At 46.5% G+C, this 17,634-nt stretch carries 16 protein-coding genes; 1 reads left to right on the top strand and 15 read right to left on the bottom strand.

Annotation, left to right across the window (positions count from 1 at the left end):
• Positions 1 to 128: 128 nt before the first annotated feature.
• Positions 129 to 1,415 carry an adenylosuccinate synthase gene (locus tag NOM90_RS13075; protein ID WP_255942510.1) on the bottom strand — a complete coding sequence of 429 codons (1,287 nt, stop codon included), beginning with the start codon at positions 1,413 to 1,415 and terminating at the stop codon, positions 129 to 131.
• A gap of 792 nt (positions 1,416 to 2,207) precedes the next feature.
• On the bottom strand, positions 2,208 to 2,990 hold the full coding sequence (locus NOM90_RS13070; protein WP_255942508.1) for an SDR family oxidoreductase: 783 nt from the start codon (positions 2,988 to 2,990) through the stop codon (positions 2,208 to 2,210).
• Positions 2,991 to 3,228: 238 nt separating this feature from the next.
• Between NOM90_RS13070 and NOM90_RS13065 the strand changes: the two genes are divergently transcribed.
• Positions 3,229 to 3,606 (top strand): DUF2512 family protein, encoded by a 378-nt coding sequence (locus NOM90_RS13065; protein ID WP_255942506.1) that lies wholly within the window; start codon positions 3,229 to 3,231, stop codon positions 3,604 to 3,606.
• Between the two features lie 72 nt (positions 3,607 to 3,678).
• Here NOM90_RS13065 and dnaB read toward each other — a convergent pair whose 3' ends face one another.
• From dnaB to ssb, 13 genes are all read right to left on the bottom strand, one after another.
• Positions 3,679 to 5,043, bottom strand: a complete 1,365-nt coding sequence (gene dnaB / locus NOM90_RS13060) for a replicative DNA helicase (protein ID WP_255942505.1) — start codon at positions 5,041 to 5,043, stop codon at positions 3,679 to 3,681.
• 1 nt (position 5,044) lies between these two features.
• Entirely contained in the window at positions 5,045 to 5,488 is a 444-nt protein-coding gene (rplI, locus tag NOM90_RS13055; RefSeq protein ID WP_255942504.1) for a 50S ribosomal protein L9, read from the bottom strand.
• Positions 5,485 to 7,476, bottom strand: a complete 1,992-nt coding sequence (locus NOM90_RS13050) for a DHH family phosphoesterase (RefSeq protein WP_255942503.1) — start codon at positions 7,474 to 7,476, stop codon at positions 5,485 to 5,487. The genes rplI and NOM90_RS13050 overlap by 4 nt, the downstream gene beginning before the upstream one ends.
• A gap of 12 nt (positions 7,477 to 7,488) precedes the next feature.
• Complete coding sequence (locus tag NOM90_RS13045; RefSeq protein WP_255942501.1) at positions 7,489 to 8,415, bottom strand: DUF2232 domain-containing protein; 927 nt, start codon at positions 8,413 to 8,415, stop codon at positions 7,489 to 7,491.
• A gap of 86 nt (positions 8,416 to 8,501) precedes the next feature.
• Positions 8,502 to 8,933, bottom strand: coding sequence for a CBS domain-containing protein (locus NOM90_RS13040; RefSeq protein WP_255942500.1), 432 nt, complete (start codon positions 8,931 to 8,933; stop codon positions 8,502 to 8,504).
• 175 nt (positions 8,934 to 9,108) lie between these two features.
• On the bottom strand, positions 9,109 to 10,068 hold the full coding sequence (locus NOM90_RS13035; RefSeq protein WP_255942499.1) for a D-alanyl-D-alanine carboxypeptidase family protein: 960 nt from the start codon (positions 10,066 to 10,068) through the stop codon (positions 9,109 to 9,111).
• Between the two features lie 194 nt (positions 10,069 to 10,262).
• Complete coding sequence (locus NOM90_RS13030; protein WP_255942498.1) at positions 10,263 to 11,273, bottom strand: ABC transporter ATP-binding protein; 1,011 nt, start codon at positions 11,271 to 11,273, stop codon at positions 10,263 to 10,265.
• On the bottom strand, positions 11,270 to 12,256 hold the full coding sequence (locus NOM90_RS13025; protein WP_255942497.1) for an ABC transporter ATP-binding protein: 987 nt from the start codon (positions 12,254 to 12,256) through the stop codon (positions 11,270 to 11,272). The genes NOM90_RS13030 and NOM90_RS13025 overlap by 4 nt, the downstream gene beginning before the upstream one ends.
• Positions 12,257 to 12,284: 28 nt before the next feature.
• A complete protein-coding gene (gene opp4C / locus NOM90_RS13020) occupies positions 12,285 to 13,184 on the bottom strand; it encodes an oligopeptide ABC transporter permease (RefSeq protein ID WP_255943019.1) in 900 nt (299 codons plus the stop codon).
• Positions 13,185 to 13,231: 47 nt separating this feature from the next.
• Positions 13,232 to 14,194 carry an ABC transporter permease gene (locus tag NOM90_RS13015; RefSeq protein ID WP_255942495.1) on the bottom strand — a complete coding sequence of 321 codons (963 nt, stop codon included), beginning with the start codon at positions 14,192 to 14,194 and terminating at the stop codon, positions 13,232 to 13,234.
• A gap of 91 nt (positions 14,195 to 14,285) precedes the next feature.
• Positions 14,286 to 16,052, bottom strand: coding sequence for an ABC transporter substrate-binding protein (locus NOM90_RS13010; RefSeq protein WP_255942493.1), 1,767 nt, complete (start codon positions 16,050 to 16,052; stop codon positions 14,286 to 14,288).
• Positions 16,053 to 16,777: 725 nt separating this feature from the next.
• The gene (gene rpsR / locus NOM90_RS13005; RefSeq protein ID WP_255942491.1) at positions 16,778 to 17,053 is read right to left on the bottom strand and encodes a 30S ribosomal protein S18; all 276 of its coding nucleotides are present in this window, start codon (positions 17,051 to 17,053) and stop codon (positions 16,778 to 16,780) included.
• A 21-nt stretch (positions 17,054 to 17,074) separates the two neighbouring features.
• A complete protein-coding gene (gene ssb / locus NOM90_RS13000; protein WP_255942490.1) occupies positions 17,075 to 17,623 on the bottom strand; it encodes a single-stranded DNA-binding protein in 549 nt (182 codons plus the stop codon).
• Positions 17,624 to 17,634 lie beyond the last annotated feature (11 nt).

Raw genomic sequence — 17,634 nt, 5'->3', positions numbered from 1 at the left:
TAACCTTTTAAAAACACTTGTCTACTGTACCATAGCACGCTTCACTTTTTCAACTTTACAAACAAACTTGCAAACAACAAAAAACCCGCGTCCAGCGCGGGTTTTTGGGTCAATCTTTTATTTTTTGCTTACACGTAAATGGGCAGAACTGGATTTGTTTGTTCACGGTTCCGACCTACCGAGAAGATCGCAATCGGGATTCCTGTCAGTTCGCTGACACGGTTCACGTAGTTACGCGTGGTTTCCGGAAGATCTTCCAACGTTTTCGCGCCTGTAATATCTTCGCTCCAACCCGGCATTTCTTCGTAGACCGCTTCGCATTCCGCCAACTGCTTAAGGCTTGCCGGATAATGCGAAATGATCTCGCCGCGGAATTTGTAGCCTGTGCAGATTTTAACGGTATCCAGACCGGTCAACACGTCGAGCGAGTTCAAAGACAGACCTGTGATTCCGCTGACACGTCTTGCGTGACGCACCACTACCGTATCAAACCAACCTACGCGGCGTGGACGACCTGTTACGGTGCCGTATTCATGACCCGTTTCGCGGATCGTATCGCCGATTGAATCATGCAATTCGGTAGGGAAAGGACCGTCGCCTACACGCGTCGTATAAGCTTTTGCCACGCCGATCACTTGGTTGATGCGCGCTGGACCTACGCCCGAACCGATACATACGCCGCCCGCCGAAGGGTTGGACGAAGTCACGAAAGGATACGTACCTTGGTCGATATCCAGCATGACGCCTTGAGCGCCTTCGAACAGTACTTTTTTGTCTTGATCGATATAGTCGTTCAGCACGACCGAAGTATCGCGTACGTAAGGACGCAAAATTTCAGCATATCCCAAGTAGTCTTTAAGAATTTCTTCCACGTCGACTTTGCCGCCGCCATAGACTTGCTCGATGATATGGTTCTTTTCTTTCACCAGATGGCGCAGCTTCAATTCGAATTCTTCCGCATCCATCAGATCCGCCATACGAATCCCGATACGAGCAGCTTTGTCCATGTAGCAAGGGCCAATCCCTTTGCCTGTTGTGCCGATCTTGTTCGGACCTTTGCGTTCTTCTTCAAGCGCGTCCAGTACCATATGGTACGGCATGATGATATGAGCACGATCGCTAATCGACAAGTTTTTCGTCGTGAAGTCGTTATCGTGAATATAGTTGATTTCCTCGATCAGCGCTTTTGGGTTGATGACCATCCCGTTGCCGATTACGCAGGCTTTATCTGTATAAAAAATACCCGATGGAATCATCGTCAATTTGTACTTTTTTTCTTCGATCAAAATGGTGTGCCCTGCATTGTTACCACCTTGATAACGAGCGACTACATCGGCGCCTTCTGCCAAAAAGTCTGTGATTTTACCTTTTCCTTCGTCTCCCCACTGCGTTCCCACTACTACTACTGTCGACATTTTTCATTCCTCCGTGGGTGCCTTTGCACCTTTGTATTGGTCGTCCGTCCTCTATCCCGGCAGGAATTTCGTCAGTGAAAAGTGCCCACAGAGAAGCGTGCTAACGGACGAGCGGAGACGATTTCAACATCTTTTCTGCCTAGACCTTTCAGACGTAAAAAGACGAAAAACGCTCCTTATGCTGCTTTAACGCAGCACTCATAGTGTACCAGCCTCATTTTTTAAAGTCAAATAAATGACGAACAAAATATAGAGGAGGATAATATAATGTTCGGAAAAAGGAGTTGATCGGGAGACGGGATCAGGGAGCGTTGGAGGCGCTGCGGGTGAGTTCTGTACGGGCGCTGTTTCAACCGGAAATTTGAATTGGATTTTATAAAGGATTTTCCGGTTTCAAAGGCTTCCTTTACAGAACTAACCCTTCGCTGATTTTTCCTCGGCATTACATTGGAGGAGAGGGTAGAGAAAAGATAAAGATCAAAAAAATAAAAGAAAAGCGAAGCGCAATCTTTTCGCCCGCCCGCACTCAAAAAGCGAAAGAGATTTTTCTTTCGCTTTTTGGTGGAAAATCTATTCCTCGCGTAAGCGAGGGGCTCAGGGAAAAATTCAGTGAAATCCGCCTTTGAACTTGGAAAACAACACCGTATGTATCATCCATGACCCAAGTGAAACAGCGGATTGAACGAATTTTTCCCTGAGCCCGCTCTCCAGTCCCTTCTCTCTGAGAGCGAATAGAAATTCCACACATAAAAAAAAGCGAAAGAGAACAAGTCTCTTCCGCTTTTAACATTCTTAATATTTGTTGGATTGGCCGCCGTCGATTGGGATGACTACGGCGTTGATGTAATCGGCTTGGTTGGAAAGCAAGAAAGCTACGAGGTAAGCGACTTCTTCCGGTTTGCCGTAACGTTTCATCGGGTTCGGTTGAATAAATTCTTCACCGGCTTTCTCCCAATCATCGCCGCCGATTTGGCGAAGCGAACCTTCAACCATTGGCGTCATGATCGCTCCCGGTGCGATGGCTTTGACACTGATGCCGTATTGTCCGTACTCAATGCCGGAGTTTTTCGTCAAGCCGACCACGCCGTGTTTACTTGCCGCATAACCGGATTGGCTACCGATCCCGCGAATACCGCCGACAGAAGCCGTATTGACGACTGAACCGTATCCTTGGTTTTTCATCACTTTTAATACATATTTCAGACCGTAGAACGCACCATCCAAGTTGATGCTCACGACTTTATGGAACTCGTCGCTTCCGAATTCTTCGGTCAAGTCTTGTTTCCCTTCGATTCCGGCATTATTGAAAAAGGCATCGATTTTGCCGAATTTTTCGACCGTTTGATTCACGTAATTTTGAACCTCTTCTTCTTTGGCTACATTCGCTGTAATGAGCAGCAGTTCCGCAGAAGGAATCACATCGAGGATTTGTTGCTTTGTGGTTTCCAGACCTTTTTCGTTCAAGTCGACCAAGACCAGCTTGGCTCCTTCTTTTGCGATTTGCAAGGCGGCAGACTGTCCCAGCCCCGATCCTGCACCGGTAATGATGACTACTTTTTGTTCGAATCTGTTCATGAACTTGCACGTCCTTTCAAATTTTAAAATCGTTTATAAACTTAATTTCATTAACTTACTTTATTATATCATATATTTTTAATTTGTAAATTTGTTTAGACAAGTTCATTTTTGTACAAACTGTTCTTTAGCATTTTTCCATAAAAAGGGTTTACGTCTAGCCTTGCAAGGTTAAACTACACATAACTTCCCAATCAGATCTACACCTAGAACTAACAACATAGAGGAGTGAGTAGCCATGACTAAACTTTTGGTAAAAATGATTGCAAGTGCAGCAGTCGTTGTCGGATTAACGATGTGGTTTGGCGACGCAAGTTTTCTAAGTGCGCTTCTGATCGCGGTGTTGCTCGGCGCTATCGCTTATGTACTCGGCGATATGATGGTACTTCCGGCAGCTGGCAATATCGCGGCAACGATCGGCGATGCGGCTTTGAGTTATCTCATTCTATGGGGTGCTTCTTCGTTGCTCGGTTGGAATCTTTCGTATTTTGAAATCTTCGTTATTGCTTTTGTACTTGGCGTATTCGAATTCTTTTTCCACATCTGGTTACTTCAAGACGGCATCCCGGGACGCAAAGACAACAACGGTCATGCCCGATTCCCTGCTCAGCGATAAAATAAGATTGTAGATCAAAAAGCCGCCGGAACTTTTCCGACGGCTTTTTTTGTATTTCATTCTCGGTAATCTTTATCCAGCGAACGAATCATGGGCACGTTCATAATTAACGAACTTATTGAAGTTTTTCAAAAAGACTAACTCCACCGTTCCGACAGGTCCATTCCGCTGCTTGGCGATAATGATCTCGATAATATTCTTTTTTTCCGTATCTGCATTGTAATAGTCATCCCGGTACAAGAACGCTACGATATCCGCATCTTGCTCGATCGAACCGGATTCCCGAAGGTCGGACATCATCGGGCGTTTGTCTTGCCGTTGCTCAACGCCGCGGCTCAGCTGGGACAAAGCAATAACCGGAACTTCGAGTTCCCGCGCGATTTGTTTTAAGGTACGCGAAATATCCGAGACTTCTTGCTGGCGGTTCTCGCCCGATTTACCGCGACCTTGAATCAGTTGCAAGTAATCGATAACGATCATGCCCAAGCCTTTTTCTTTTTTTAAGCGACGGCATTTGGATCGAATATCGGCGACCGTGATCCCCGGCGTATCATCGATATAAATCTCCGCTTCGGATAGCGAGGCGATTCCCATCGTGAGTTTCGTCCAATCTTCGTCGTTTTTGAATTCGCCGGTCCGCATCACGCTTGCATCCAGATTCGCTTCGGCGCAGATCATCCGCTGGACAAGCTGTGCGGCTGACATTTCCAGACTGAATATCGCGACCGTCTCACCTGCACGAACGGAGACATTTTGCGCTACGTTTAGAGCAAACGCCGTTTTGCCGACAGAAGGACGCGCCGCGAGAATGATCAAGTCATTGCGCTGAAATCCTGCCGTCATCCCATCCAAGTCGACAAAGCCCGAAGGAATTCCCGTTGTTCCGCCGCCGCCCGCGTTTTGATGCATGATTTCCACACGGTCGAAGACTTCCATCAAAACGTCGCGAATCGCGATAAAACCGCCGCTTGAGCGGCGGTTCGAAATTTCAAGAATTTTACGTTCGGCATCGCTTAACATCAATCCGACGTCTTCGCCGCCCGTATATCCTTCGCTTACAATTTGCGTAGCGGTACGAATCAATCTGCGCAGCATCGCTTTTTCTTCGATCATCTGCGCATAATATTCGACGTTAGCGGCAGTTGGAACGCCATGTGCCAATTTCGCCAAATAGCTGACTCCGCCAAGATCTTCTAGCTGTCCTTTATCTTTGAGCAACGAGGTCAGCGTCACCAGATCGATCGGCTGACTCTCTTCTCCGAGCTGGACCATAGCCTCGAATATCATCTGGTGCGACTTGTCGTAGAAATCGTCAGCGGTGATCTTTTCCATGACGGTAATAAGCGCTTCGGCTTGAAGCAAGACCGCACCCAGTACAGCTTGCTCTGCTTCCAGATTTTGCGGCGGAATCCGATCGAAAAAGAGATCCTCGCTCATCTTATTCCTCCGAAACCTGAACCTTGAGCGTCGCTTTAACTTCTTTGTGCAATTTAACCGGGATTTGCGTCACGCCTAATGTACGGATCGGTTCTTCAAGCTCGATTTTGCGTTTGTCGATTTTGAAGCCTTTTTTGGACAACGCTTCGCCGATTTGTTTGCTTGTGATCGCGCCGAACAAACGGCCGCCTTCGCCGGATTTCGCTTTAATCTCGATCATCACTTCTTCAAGCTTTTTGCCAAGTTCGACCGCTTCTTGCTTTTCTTCCTCTTTACGCTTTACTTCGGCCGCGTTTTGATTTTCGAGCGTTTTCACGTTACCGTCGGTTGCTGGTTTAGCTACGCCGTTTTTGAACAAAAAGTTTTGTGCGTAACCTTCGGATACTTCTTTAACGTCACCTTTTTTGCCTTGACCTTTTACGTCTTTTAGAAAAATAACTTTCATTCGAATAGCCCCTCTTCCTTTTCAATATCTTCAAGTACGGTAAGTAGTTTCTTTTCGGCTTCGCGCGGAGGAATATCCAATTGGACAGCCGCGTTCGTCAAATGCCCACCACCGCCTAGACGTTCCATCACAACTTGTACATTCAATTTGCCAAATGAGCGTGCGCTGATTGCCGTGAGCCCGTCGGGACGACTACCGATCACGAACGATGCGTTCACGTCTGTCATATTCAATAACGTATCGGCAGCTTGCGCAATCAACAATTGTGGGAATTGACGGTCTTCGTCCGTCACCGCAATCGCTACGCCGCCCATCACGACGCGAGCATTTTTGATAATATCTGCTTTCGAGATATACTCGCTCAAATCCTCTTTCAATACCCGTTGCACCAAGATCGTATCCGCTCCGCTGCGGCGCAAAAAGCCTGCGGCTTCAAACGTACGAGAACCGGTATGGAGCGTAAAATGCTTCGTATCCATCGTGATTCCCGCAAGTAACGTCGTCGCTTCGAGCGGGCTAAGCGTCATATTGTCGTGAATATATTGCAGCAATTCCGTCACCAGCTCACTTGCCGAAGACGCATAAGGCTCCAAATAAACGATAACCGCTTCATTAATGAATTCTTCGCTGCGGCGATGATGGTCGATCACGACGACTTGCTTCGCGCGCTGCACAAGCTTCGGCTCGATCGTGAGCGATTGCTTATGCGTATCGACAACGACAAGCAATGTACGTTCGGTCATCATCGATAGCGCTTCTTCCGAATTCACGAACCGATCTTCCAACGTCTGGTCGGCGCGAATCCGCTCCATGATTTTGCTGATCGAAGGATTGTCGCCATTAAGCACGATACTCGCTTCTACATCGAGTCGGTCTGCTGCTTTGAGCATTCCGATGGCAGCTCCGATCACGTCCATATCCGGATTTTGATGCCCCATGATCAACACGTGATCGCTACGCTTCATCAAATCACGCAGCGCATGTGCGATAACCCGGGCGCGTACGCGAGTCCGTTTTTCGACCGCATTCGATCGACCGCCGTAAAACGATAATCGTTGTCCGACTTTGACCGCCGCTTGATCGCCTCCGCGTCCAAGTGCCATATCCAGACTGGACTGCGCCAAAGCGCCTAACTCGCTGATCTTTTCGCTGCCGCAAGCTAGCCCGATACTGAGCGTCATCGGTACCTTCAAATCGCTTGTCGCTTCGCGAACTTCATCCAAAATAACAAAGCGCGTGTTTTCCAACTTTTCCAGCGCCGCCTGATTGAGAAGCATCATATAGCGTTCGCTGGAAAGACGCCGCAAATACACATCATGTTGACGTGCCCATTCGGTAATCAGAGTCGCCGCGCGAGCAATCGTTAGCGTCCGCTGCTGATCGTCCATCCCTTGAAAAGCTTCATCCAAATTATCGAGAACCAATACGCCGAGCGCCAAACTTTCTTTTTCGTAACGTTCGCGCAACTCTGCCATTTCGGTCATTTTTTGCAGATAGATCAGCCGTTCTTCCGGATATACACGAACGTCGTAAGTCTCGCCTCCGACTTCAATCTCTGCCCGTACCAGACTCAGCGGCTCTTTCGATCCATCTTTTTTTTCTCGACTCAGCGCAGGCAAGCCCGGTAAAATCTCTACCAAAGGCAGACCGACTGCACTATCCAATTTAAAAAGTTGAGAGATTTGCCGATTATGCCATTCAATCGTACGTTCAGCGTCATATAAAAGCAGACCAAACGGCAAACGGCTCGTAATCTCCCCTTCAATACTATTTACGCGGTACGAAAGCGTCGTGGTGTATTCAGCCAATTCCGTTCTGAATTTCATTTCTAAACGAATCATTACATAGCCGACGACCAAGACTACACATAACGAAAGCAGACCGATCTGCCAGTTATAGTAGCCAACTACAGCCGTCAACAACAGTAACAACAGAAATGCCCAAACGGTTCGGTAACCGTACCAGCGTCTTAACAAAAAATTCGGCATGGTTTCCCCACCCTATCGTTTAGGTCTTGTAATGAACTCGCGCAGTGGGAAAGCGAGGTCGATAATCCCGATGATACGCATCGGAGGGAATATGACCGTCACGACCGCCATCAGTATGCACAGAGCTCGATGCCACTTTTTGATGTGCCCGATAAAGAACCAGAATCCGATCGCTTGAATAATGAAGCAGAATTGAAGCAGCGGAAGCACATTGACCGCAGCCATTTTCCAAAATCCATCGCCTTGATCGAACGTTACCAATTCAATAATGACCACGACAAAATAGTAAAAGATCAATGCGCGAGGAAGTTTCCATTCATGCGCAGCGCGAAGTTTGGGTGCATTAACGCCCATTGAAGACAAAATCGGACGCACAATCGCATGAGTCACGACTGCAAGCACGAACGAACTCATCGCAATGCCAAGCGGAATCATCATCACGGTCTGGTTAGCTAGAGCGAAAATAAAATCCGGATTCCATTGATTGCTCAACATCGGATTCATTTCGGCAACCACCAATAACGGATCGAATGTCTGATGCACAAATTGGCTCACGTAATCAGATAGATTGAAGCCGAGCATCCATTTGGCGGCAACGAGTAAAATGAGCAACGTTCCAATCAGCGTACCCATTCCGTACATAATCGTTTGCAGCGCAGGCGCTCTTTTTTTGTACAAATGCCCCATAACGATACCCGTAACCAAAAAATAACCGGCTAAAAGTAGCGTATACGGTGCTAACGAACCCGAAAAAAGACCGAGAATCACAAGTACAGGCACGATATGCAGCCAAAATACGTTAACGCGTAGTGAGGCATAAAGTACAGCTACCGGAACAATCATAACCAGCAGCAGGATTGCGGACAGCGGCGTTAATAGCGAAAGCAGGATCAATAAGTAGATAATCGCCCACATCGCCGAAGACAAACGCAATTTCAAGTAAATTCACCTCTTGTGCGGATATGAAAGTTTAGCCCTCATTATAGCATATTCGCAGCGACGCCCGATACCGAGCACTCGCCGCATTATCGATTCTGCGCTTCTTCGTTTTGTCTGGGCACGAAACCGGCACAGTATTCGATGATCTGACTGCGACGTACAATTCCGATAAAATGATTCCGATCGTCTACGACAGGTACAAAGTTTTGCATTTTCGATAGATTAATTAAATCCACCATATCCGACTCGATCGATACCGGTTTGTTATTCATTCGAAGCGGTAATTCTTTGAGCAAAAAACGTGAAGCGTTCTCAAAAGTAATCCGACCTTCCGAACGTTTCATATGCCAAAGGATATCCCCTTCGGTCACGGTTCCGGCATATTGACCTTCTTTATCGATGATCGGAATCGCGGTGTACTGATGATGTTCCATACGTTCAATGACCTGACGAAGTGTAGCATCCAAGGTCACAAAAGCAACTTCGTGCTTAGGCAGCAGAAAAAAAGCGATATTCATAACGGATTTCTCCTTCTTCATGACTTTGTTGAGGCAAAAAGGGCTCTTCTGTTCATCACCCTGAAAGTAAAAGGCTCAATCCTCAAAGCTTCTTTTCTATTATAACGTATATCGCTCTTTATTAGGCGTACAAAGTAAAAATCGACGACCGAATATCGGTCGCCGATTGGAGTTCTTATACTAATTTTAGCCAAGACGTTGCTTTTTGAACAAAAGAACCGGACTGCGCATAACCGTAATCGAGCAACCGCCCAGCGTCTCGAAAACTTTTTTCCCGACTATCGGCTCCTAAAATCACCACGATCATCCGGCGACCGTCGCGCTGCACCGTACCTGCTAACGAATACCCTTGCTGCTTCGAACCATATGCTTTGAGTCCGTCCATTCCGTAATACGCATGAGGGCCTGCAAACTCCGGCAACATCGCATTTGTATTCGTCATATAAATACCGCGCGAACTAATTTCGGTCTGCGTAACCGACGACATGCGTAAAATTTCGGGATGTTCCTCGATCAATGACCGGCATAAAATAGCAGCATCTTTTGCCGTCATCGCACTTCCGGAAGCAACACCTTTATGTACAGACTTCGAAGAATTTGAAGATGGCTTCGTTTCGGTCTCGCTAGGTTTAAATACTGCCGAAGGGGACAGCCCGATTCTGCGTGCTTTTTCATTCATCATCCACGTGAACGACTTTTCCGAACCGCCTGTATAGCGTGCCAACACTTTCTCGGCTTCACTGGACGACGATACAGCGAGCCCCATAAATAACTCATTCAGCGGAATTTGATCGTCCGCACGAAGCGAAAGGCTCTCGCTTGTTTGATAAGGTGACATCGACGCTTGCTGAATCTTCTCGGTATTCCCCACGCGTACCGAATCTTCCCAAGCGACATGACCGCCTCGAACCGCATCCAGTACCAACCATTCACTCATCAGCTGAGCAATACCGGGTGCAGGAACGACGCGATCTCCTTGAGCTTGCCATAATACTTTGCCCGTCTGCGCATCGATCAACACGGCAGCAGCCGCTTCGACTTTCGGTCTGCTGGCTAGCAACTGCTGGGGAATCAGCAGTAGCGAGGCGACCAGCACAATCAATATCCCTTTTTTCCAGATGCCCCTGTTTTTCAAAATCGATCCGCTCCTTTCCTTGTTACTGTTATAGACGCACGAAACCGTCGTTTGGTCTCCAAAAAAGTAAAAAAATTTTAACTTTTTTTAAAAAGTTAGATTTTAACAAATTCATTTCGGAAAATCACACGCAAAAAAGCCGAAATCTGAACAAGATGTCCAAATTTCGACTTTACACAACCTTTATTAAAAAATCAAGCGAAGTGGCACGCTACAAAATGCTCGTTGCCTACATTCCGGTATTCCGGAACTTCTTGCTTGCAAATATCCGAAGCCATTGGGCAACGGGTATGGAACTTGCAACCAGACGGCGGATTAGCCGGGCTTGGAATATCGCCTTGAAGGACGATACGCTCGCGTTTGAGCGTCGGATCAGGAACCGGAATCGCAGACATCAGTGCTTTCGTATACGGATGCAGCGGATTGCTGAACAACTCTTCAGTCGGCGCCATTTCCATCATCGTTCCCAAATACATAACGCCAACGCGGTTGCACAAATGTTCGACGACGCTCAGATCGTGGGAAATGAACAGGTAGGTCAATTGCTTTTCCTGTTGCAGATCGCTCAGCAAGTTGATGATTTGCGCTTGGATCGAGACATCGAGTGCAGATACCGGTTCGTCGGCAACGATGAATTCAGGATTCATAATCAATGCCCGGGCAATCCCGATCCGTTGACGTTGACCCCCAGAAAATTCATGCGGGAACCGATCGTAATGATAATCGGCAAGACCGCAAATTTTCATCGTTTCGATGACGCGTTCTTTCAGTTCTTTACGACTGACCAGACCGTGATCCAGCAAAGCTTCGCCAATCGCATCGCCAACTTTAATCCGTGGATTAAGTGAGCTGAATGGATCTTGGAATACGATCTGCATTTTAGTGCGGATCTTACGCAGGTCGTTTTTGGACAATTCGTGCATATCTTTGCCTTCGTAATAGACTTTGCCATCGGTTTTATCGTTCAGACGAAGTAATGTACGACCGATCGTACTTTTACCGCAGCCCGATTCGCCAACCAGACCGAAAGACTCGCCTTTGTTGATCGTAAACGATACGCCGTCGACTGCTTTTACATCGCCTACCCGACGTTGGAATACACCGCCTGTAATCGGAAAGTACTTTTTAAGGTTTTCAACCTGGATGAGGGGTTCGCCGTTACCGCCGACATATGACTTTTCCAAAGGAACTGTCGATTCGCTCATTGTGCTTTCCCCTCCTCTTCATACAACCAGCAAGCCGTTTTGTGCCCATCGATATGCGCACGCAAAGGCGGAGCTTTTGTTTTGCATATTTCCATACAGAACTCACAACGATCATGGAAATGACAATTTTCGCCCAAGTCTACCGGATTCGGTACTTGACCCGGAATCGAATACAATCGTTCTTTACGCTGATTGATAACCGGTTTTGCTTTGAGCAAGCCTTGTGTATACGGGTGGCGAGGCTCGCGGAACAATTCCAGTACCGAAGCTTCTTCAATGACTTTGCCCGCATACATCACGACAACAAAGTCCGCCATTTCAGCAACAACACCAAGGTCATGCGTAATCATCATGATAGCTGTATTACGTTTTGTTTTGATATCACGCATCAAATCGAGGATTTGTGCTTGAATCGTAACGTCCAGCGCAGTTGTAGGTTCGTCCGCAATCAGCAGCTTCGGATCGCAGCTCAACGCAATCGCGATCATGATCCGCTGACGCATCCCGCCGCTTAGTTCATGCGGGTATGAATGGAAAATCTTATCCGGGCGCGGAATCCCGACCATCGTGATCAATTCGATCGCCCGGGCTTTCGCTTCTTTTTGCGTCATATTCAAATGATAGAGCAGCGGCTCGGTGATCTGTTTCCCGATTGTGAATACCGGGTTAAGCGAAGACATCGGCTCTTGGAAGATCATCGCGATTTCTTTACCGCGCAGCCGGCTCATCTCTTTTTTGCTTAATTTCAGCAGGTCTTTACCTTCGAAAAAGATTTCTCCGCCAACGATTTTGCCGGGAGGAGATTCGATTAATTGCATCAGCGACATCGCGGTTACGCTTTTTCCGCAGCCGGACTCGCCGACGACGCAAAGCGTTTCGCCTTCTCGAATCGAGAAGCTGACGTCGTTGACAGCTTTGACAGTACCTGCAGACGTTTTAAAATGGGTCTCTAGGTTTCGGAATGCGACTAATTCTTTTGCCATTTCGTCTCTCCTACTTCTTCATTATTTATTAGCGACTTTTCATTTTCGGATCGAGTGCATCACGCAGACCGTCACCAATCAAGTTGATTGCTGTTACGGTAACGAGGATACACATACCCGGCGGAATCCAGATCCACGGACGTTTACGGAAATCGATCAGATTGTTCGCCGCATTAATCATATTTCCCCATGAAGGGGTCGGAGGTACGACACCTAGACCTAAGAAGCTCAGTGCCGATTCGGTCAAGATAGCACCCGCTACGCCAAGCGTCGCAGATACGATAATGATCGGAACCGTATTCGGTAACAAGTGACGGAAAATTTTACGCGAATCGCGCAGTCCAAGTGCTTCCGTAGCTTGCATAAATTCTTGTTCACGAAGCGTCAGAATTTGGCTTCGCACAAGACGTGCCAATCCGACCCAACCCAATATCCCGATAATCAACATCAGGAAGTATATTCGTTTAGAAGGTTCGATCTTAAGGTCAGACAAAATTGCGCCCAGTGTGATCAAGATTGGCAAAGTCGGCAATGCTAGGAAGATATCGGCAATACGCATGATGATCGTATCCGCAAAGCGGCGATAAAAACCAGCGACTGCGCCGAGCGTTGCCCCAATCACTACGGAAATCGCTGTAGCGACAAGCCCTACAGTCAACGAGATTCGTCCTGCCAGCATCACGCGCAGTAATACGTCACGACCCAGCTTGTCGGTACCGAGCCAATATTGAGCATTCGGCGCCAAATTTTTGTTTTTGATGTCTGTTTGGTTCAATTCGTAAGGCGAGAAAAAAGGTCCAAATGCACAAATGATTGCCATAAGAAACAAAATGATAAGCCCGATTAAAGCCAGGCGGTTTTTGGCAAAACGACGAATGGCGATTCTCCAAGGAGATTCGGCTTTTACAATTTTGAGCTGCTCTTGCAGCTGCTCAGTTCGGTTTAGCGACGGCTGTTCCACTATGAATCTCCCTCCTACTTAAGACGAATTCTCGGATCGGCAACCCCATACAAAACATCGGAAATCAGGTTTCCGAGAAGCGTCAGTACCGCCAAAAACATCGTAAACCCGAGCATCAACGGATAATCGCGTAAATTTAGTGAAGCCAGATAAATCTGACCGATACCCGGCCAGTTAAATACCCGCTCCAAGATCATCGCACCGCCGAAAAGACCTGGCAGTTCGAAACCCAACAACGTAATCGCTGGCAGCAACGCGTTACGGAAAGCGTGTTTGAAAATAACGGTACGTTCTTTCAAGCCTTTCGCGCGCGCCGTACGAATATAGTCTTGACGGATGACTTCCAGCATACCGGTACGGAAATAACGGGTTAATCCGCCTACAGAAAGAGTCGTCATGACTACGACAGGCATAAACATATGCAAGCCGACGTCTTTGATGTACGCCCAGCCGGTAGCATTCAGTCCAGCTGTCGTCATCCCTCCGGTCGGCAATAATTTCATATCCAATGCGAAATATTTAATCGCAAGCAGACCGATAAAGAAAGACGGAAGCGACATTAATAAGAATACGAGCAACGTAACCACTTTGTCGAAAAAGGAATATTGGAACTGTGCGGAAAACACCCCGACAAAAGCAGCAATAATCCAACTAAAGATAAAACTGAAAAAGGCAATAATGAATGAGTTCCATACATAAGTGTTAATGACTTCGGTAACCGGCATCTGATGTTGAAGCGATTGACCTAAATCCCCGACTAACATATTTTTTGCCCAAACAAAGTACTGCTGAACAGGTGGCAGATCCAGACCATAAAGCGCACGCAGTTGAGCAATTCTTTCTGCGGTCAAATTCGGATTTTGCGTTGCTGTGATGTAGTCTCCCGGTACCAACTGGGAAATGGCAAAAACAATGATCGAAATACCGATCAAAGTCGGGATCATCTGTAGTAAACGCCGGATGATGTACTGACTCATTGACACGTCTCCTTCTGGCATATAAATCGATATGCCCAGCTCTGGTTAGGAGCTGAGCATATCGGATAACCGAATATCTTATTAAACGTAATTACTGTGCAATTTCAACTTGGTGCAAGCTCAATGGGAAATCTTTGTACGGGCTAATATCCCATCCATCGAGTCTTCCGTTGATGCCCAGCATATTCGTTCTTTGATACATCAGAATTTCAGGAGCGTCAGCATTGATCAATTGATAAGCTTCAGCGTAGATTGCTTTACGTTTTTCGATGTCCAATTCTTTTTTACCTTTTTTGTACAGTTCGTCGACTTTAGGGTTCGAGTAACCGGAGTTGTTTTGCGCACCGTCTGTGATGTACACCGTGGAATCCGGGTCAGGTGTCAAGCCCCAAGCTGCGAAGAACATATCGTAATCGCCGCGGTCTTTTTTCTCCATGATCGCATTGAAGTCGAGTGTTTCTACGACCAGTTTAACGCCCAACTCTTCATAGTTTTGCGTCATGATTGGAATCAGAGCGTCAACGACTGGGTTATCTGCTGTTGCAGAGAAGTTAACTTCGAACTTTTTGCCGTCTTTTTCGCGAATACCGTCGGATCCTTCAACCCAACCTGCTTCGTCCAGCAAAGATTTTGCTTTTTCAATATCGTAATCGTAAGGATCGATATTGTCGCTTGTGTAAGCCCACGATACGTCGGATTGCGGGATATTGATGACTTCAGCGTAAGGACCGTAAGCCGCTTCTACGACTTCTGCACGGTTCAGACCGTAAGTCAGTGCTTGACGCACTTTCACGTCTGCGAACATTGGGTTTTTGTTGTTCATTGCCACATAGCCGTAACCGTTGTTTTTCAAGATATTAACATCCAGGAAGCCCGCAGCTTTCAATTCTTCTACGTTGTCTTCTGTAACGGTGATATTGTCCAAATCGCTTTCGCCGTTTTGCAGCATAGCCAGGTTTGTCGTATCTGTTGTTACTTTGTAGATCAGTTTAGGAATTTTTGGTGCGCCGTCGTAGTAGTTTTCGTTGGCTTCGAAGTCTACTTCTTGACCTGCTGCATATTTCGTCAGCTTGTAAGGACCTGCGCCCATAGGTTTTGTATTGAATTCTTTGACACTTGCAATTTCGCCTTGTTTGTAGTTAGCACCGTAGTACGCTTCAGACAGAGGCGCAATACCACCCAAGTTCACTTGTGTCATAGCATCATAGTCGCTTACAGTAACTTCTACGGTTTTGTCGTCAATGACTTTAACACCGGAGATGTCCGTTGCTGTGCCTTTGTTATATTCGTCAGCGCCAACAACGTTCCAGCTAAGCGGATCGGATTGACCATCGTAGCTTGCGTCCATGTACAATTTCATCGTGAACAGGTAGTCGCTTGCTTTTACCGGAGTGCCATCACTGTAGTTCGCGTCATCACGAATATGGAACGTGTATGTTTTGTTATCGTCGGAAATTTTAATATCGTCGGCAAGATCGTTTTCATAAGTGCCGTCTGTTTTGACTTTCGTCAAAGAAGGGAAAATGAGATAGTCTACATAGAAGTCGTAACTTGTTTGGTGGAACAACGGATTGAAAATACCTTGAGGAGCTACTGTACCGATAATTGCCGAATCCGTACGAGCCAGTGCAGTTTCGTTACCTGTTGTTACATCTTCAGCTTCAGTAAGTCCAATTGCGCTTTCGGAGTCTGTGCCTGCTTCTCCGGTTTCTTCAGCCGCTTCTCCCGAAGTGTCTGGTGTTGTTGTTTCTGTAGAAGGCGTGTTATCGGTCGAAGCCGTTTCTTCCCCGCCGCAAGCAGCCAAAATCGAACCAAAAGCCAACAGTGTTACGAGCATCAAAGATAGTCTCTTTTTCATGTAGATCCCCCTAATCGAAGTTTAAAAACAGAAAAAGCTATCAAAATAATCGGAAATGAGCAATCATTCGATTATTTCATACAACCTCCATACGGCGATCGACATTCGGATTACAATTCCTCGTGCACTATGTCAACTGAATCAGCCGCTAGTACATCGGGTGTATCCGACTTAAGAATATATGCATAAACGCATATTCTTCTTTCACATTTAACCTTTGGTCGATTTCAAGACGTACAATCGCTTGTATCGTGCATCAATGTAATGAACCAGCGGTAAATTTATTGTCAATAATACGTGTAAATTATATTCACGTCAATACCTTTTTTTGATAAAAAGCAGCTTTTTGTAATTCATTCTATAAATAAATCTACGTTTTATCACTTCGAACTGCATAAAAAAACAGATAAACGAATGTAAATAAGCTTTTTTAAATAAAATAAAAAAACCGAGAATCAAATATGTAAGGTTATCTAACAAAATTAAGACATGTTTAAGTAAGTATTATAGGAATAAGACTTTAAATCAGGGATTTTTTTCATTTTATCATACCGATGGTAAAAGGATAGCTTTTTTTGTTAACACGGGTTTTTTTATTTTCTTCTATTATAAGAACGTTTTCATATTTGTACAGCTTTTTTTATTGCCTTTGTTTTTTATTACCTTTCTTTTGATCAACAAAAAGAGACGATTGGCAAAAGCCAATCGTCTCTTAAAAGTTCGAACTATTCCGTTGTGTAAGGAAGCAAAGCTACCTGACGCGAACGTTTGATTGCAACAGTCAGCATGCGTTGGTATTTCGCGCTTGTGCCTGTTACACGACGTGGTAAGATTTTACCGCGCTCGCTGATAAATTTACGAAGAAGATCCGTATCTTTATAGTCGATGTAAGCGATTTTGTTTACTGTGAAGAAACACACTTTACGGCGTTTGTTGCGACCACGACGGCCGCCGCTAGGACGTCTTTCGCCGTCTCCAGCATCACGTTGTCTAAAGCTCATTCGATTCATTCCTTTCTATAATTAGAATGGCAGGTCATCATCCGAAATATCGATCGGTCTTCCGTCATCGGAAAAAGGATCCTGATTGTTGCTGCCGCCTCCGCGAGGAGCTTGGCTACCACCGCCGCGATTTCCACCGTTATTGTTACCGCCATACGACGATTCCGAACGATTTCCACCACCAGCGCTGCCACCATTATTGCCGCCTCCGTAAGAAGACGACTCTTCGCGGCCCGATCCGCCTTCGCGATTCGAAGATTCTAGGAAACGGACATTATCGGCAATAACTTCGGTCACGTATACACGCTTACCTTCGTTATTCTCGTAATTCCGTACTTGAATACGGCCTTCTACCGCCGTCAAGCGTCCTTTGCGCAAATAGTTTGCACAAGTCTCAGCCAATTGACGCCAGGTAACTACCGGAATGAAGTCCGCTTCGCGTTCTCCACCCTGGCTCGTAAACGGACGGTCGACTGCAATCGTAAACTGGGTTACGGCTACGCCCGCAGGCGTGTACCGCAGCTCAGGGTCACGTGTCAGCCGGCCGATCAAAATGACTCGGTTCAACATCTCGGTCCCCT

Source organism: Saccharibacillus sp. JS10 (assembly GCF_024436065.1).
GTDB lineage: Bacteria > Bacillota > Bacilli > Paenibacillales > Paenibacillaceae > Saccharibacillus.
Note: the sequence above shows the minus strand (reverse complement) of the source record. Positions and strands in the feature narration are given on the sequence as shown.

Coding starts and splice junctions, on each gene's coding strand:
- NOM90_RS13075 (WP_255942510.1), bottom strand. CDS start 1,415: ATGTCGACAGTAGTAGTAGTGGGAACGCAGTGGGGAGACGAAGGAAAA.
- NOM90_RS13050 (WP_255942503.1), bottom strand. CDS start 7,476: ATGCCGAATTTTTTGTTAAGACGCTGGTACGGTTACCGAACCGTTTGG.
- NOM90_RS13010 (WP_255942493.1), bottom strand. CDS start 16,052: ATGAAAAAGAGACTATCTTTGATGCTCGTAACACTGTTGGCTTTTGGT.
- rplI (WP_255942504.1), bottom strand. CDS start 5,488: ATGAAAGTTATTTTTCTAAAAGACGTAAAAGGTCAAGGCAAAAAAGGT.
- NOM90_RS13030 (WP_255942498.1), bottom strand. CDS start 11,273: ATGAGCGAATCGACAGTTCCTTTGGAAAAGTCATATGTCGGCGGTAAC.
- NOM90_RS13040 (WP_255942500.1), bottom strand. CDS start 8,933: ATGAATATCGCTTTTTTTCTGCTGCCTAAGCACGAAGTTGCTTTTGTG.
- ssb (WP_255942490.1), bottom strand. CDS start 17,623: ATGTTGAACCGAGTCATTTTGATCGGCCGGCTGACACGTGACCCTGAG.
- rpsR (WP_255942491.1), bottom strand. CDS start 17,053: ATGAGCTTTAGACAACGTGATGCTGGAGACGGCGAAAGACGTCCTAGC.
- NOM90_RS13025 (WP_255942497.1), bottom strand. CDS start 12,256: ATGGCAAAAGAATTAGTCGCATTCCGAAACCTAGAGACCCATTTTAAA.
- NOM90_RS13015 (WP_255942495.1), bottom strand. CDS start 14,194: ATGAGTCAGTACATCATCCGGCGTTTACTACAGATGATCCCGACTTTG.
- NOM90_RS13065 (WP_255942506.1), top strand. CDS start 3,229: ATGACTAAACTTTTGGTAAAAATGATTGCAAGTGCAGCAGTCGTTGTC.
- NOM90_RS13070 (WP_255942508.1), bottom strand. CDS start 2,990: ATGAACAGATTCGAACAAAAAGTAGTCATCATTACCGGTGCAGGATCG.
- dnaB (WP_255942505.1), bottom strand. CDS start 5,043: ATGAGCGAGGATCTCTTTTTCGATCGGATTCCGCCGCAAAATCTGGAA.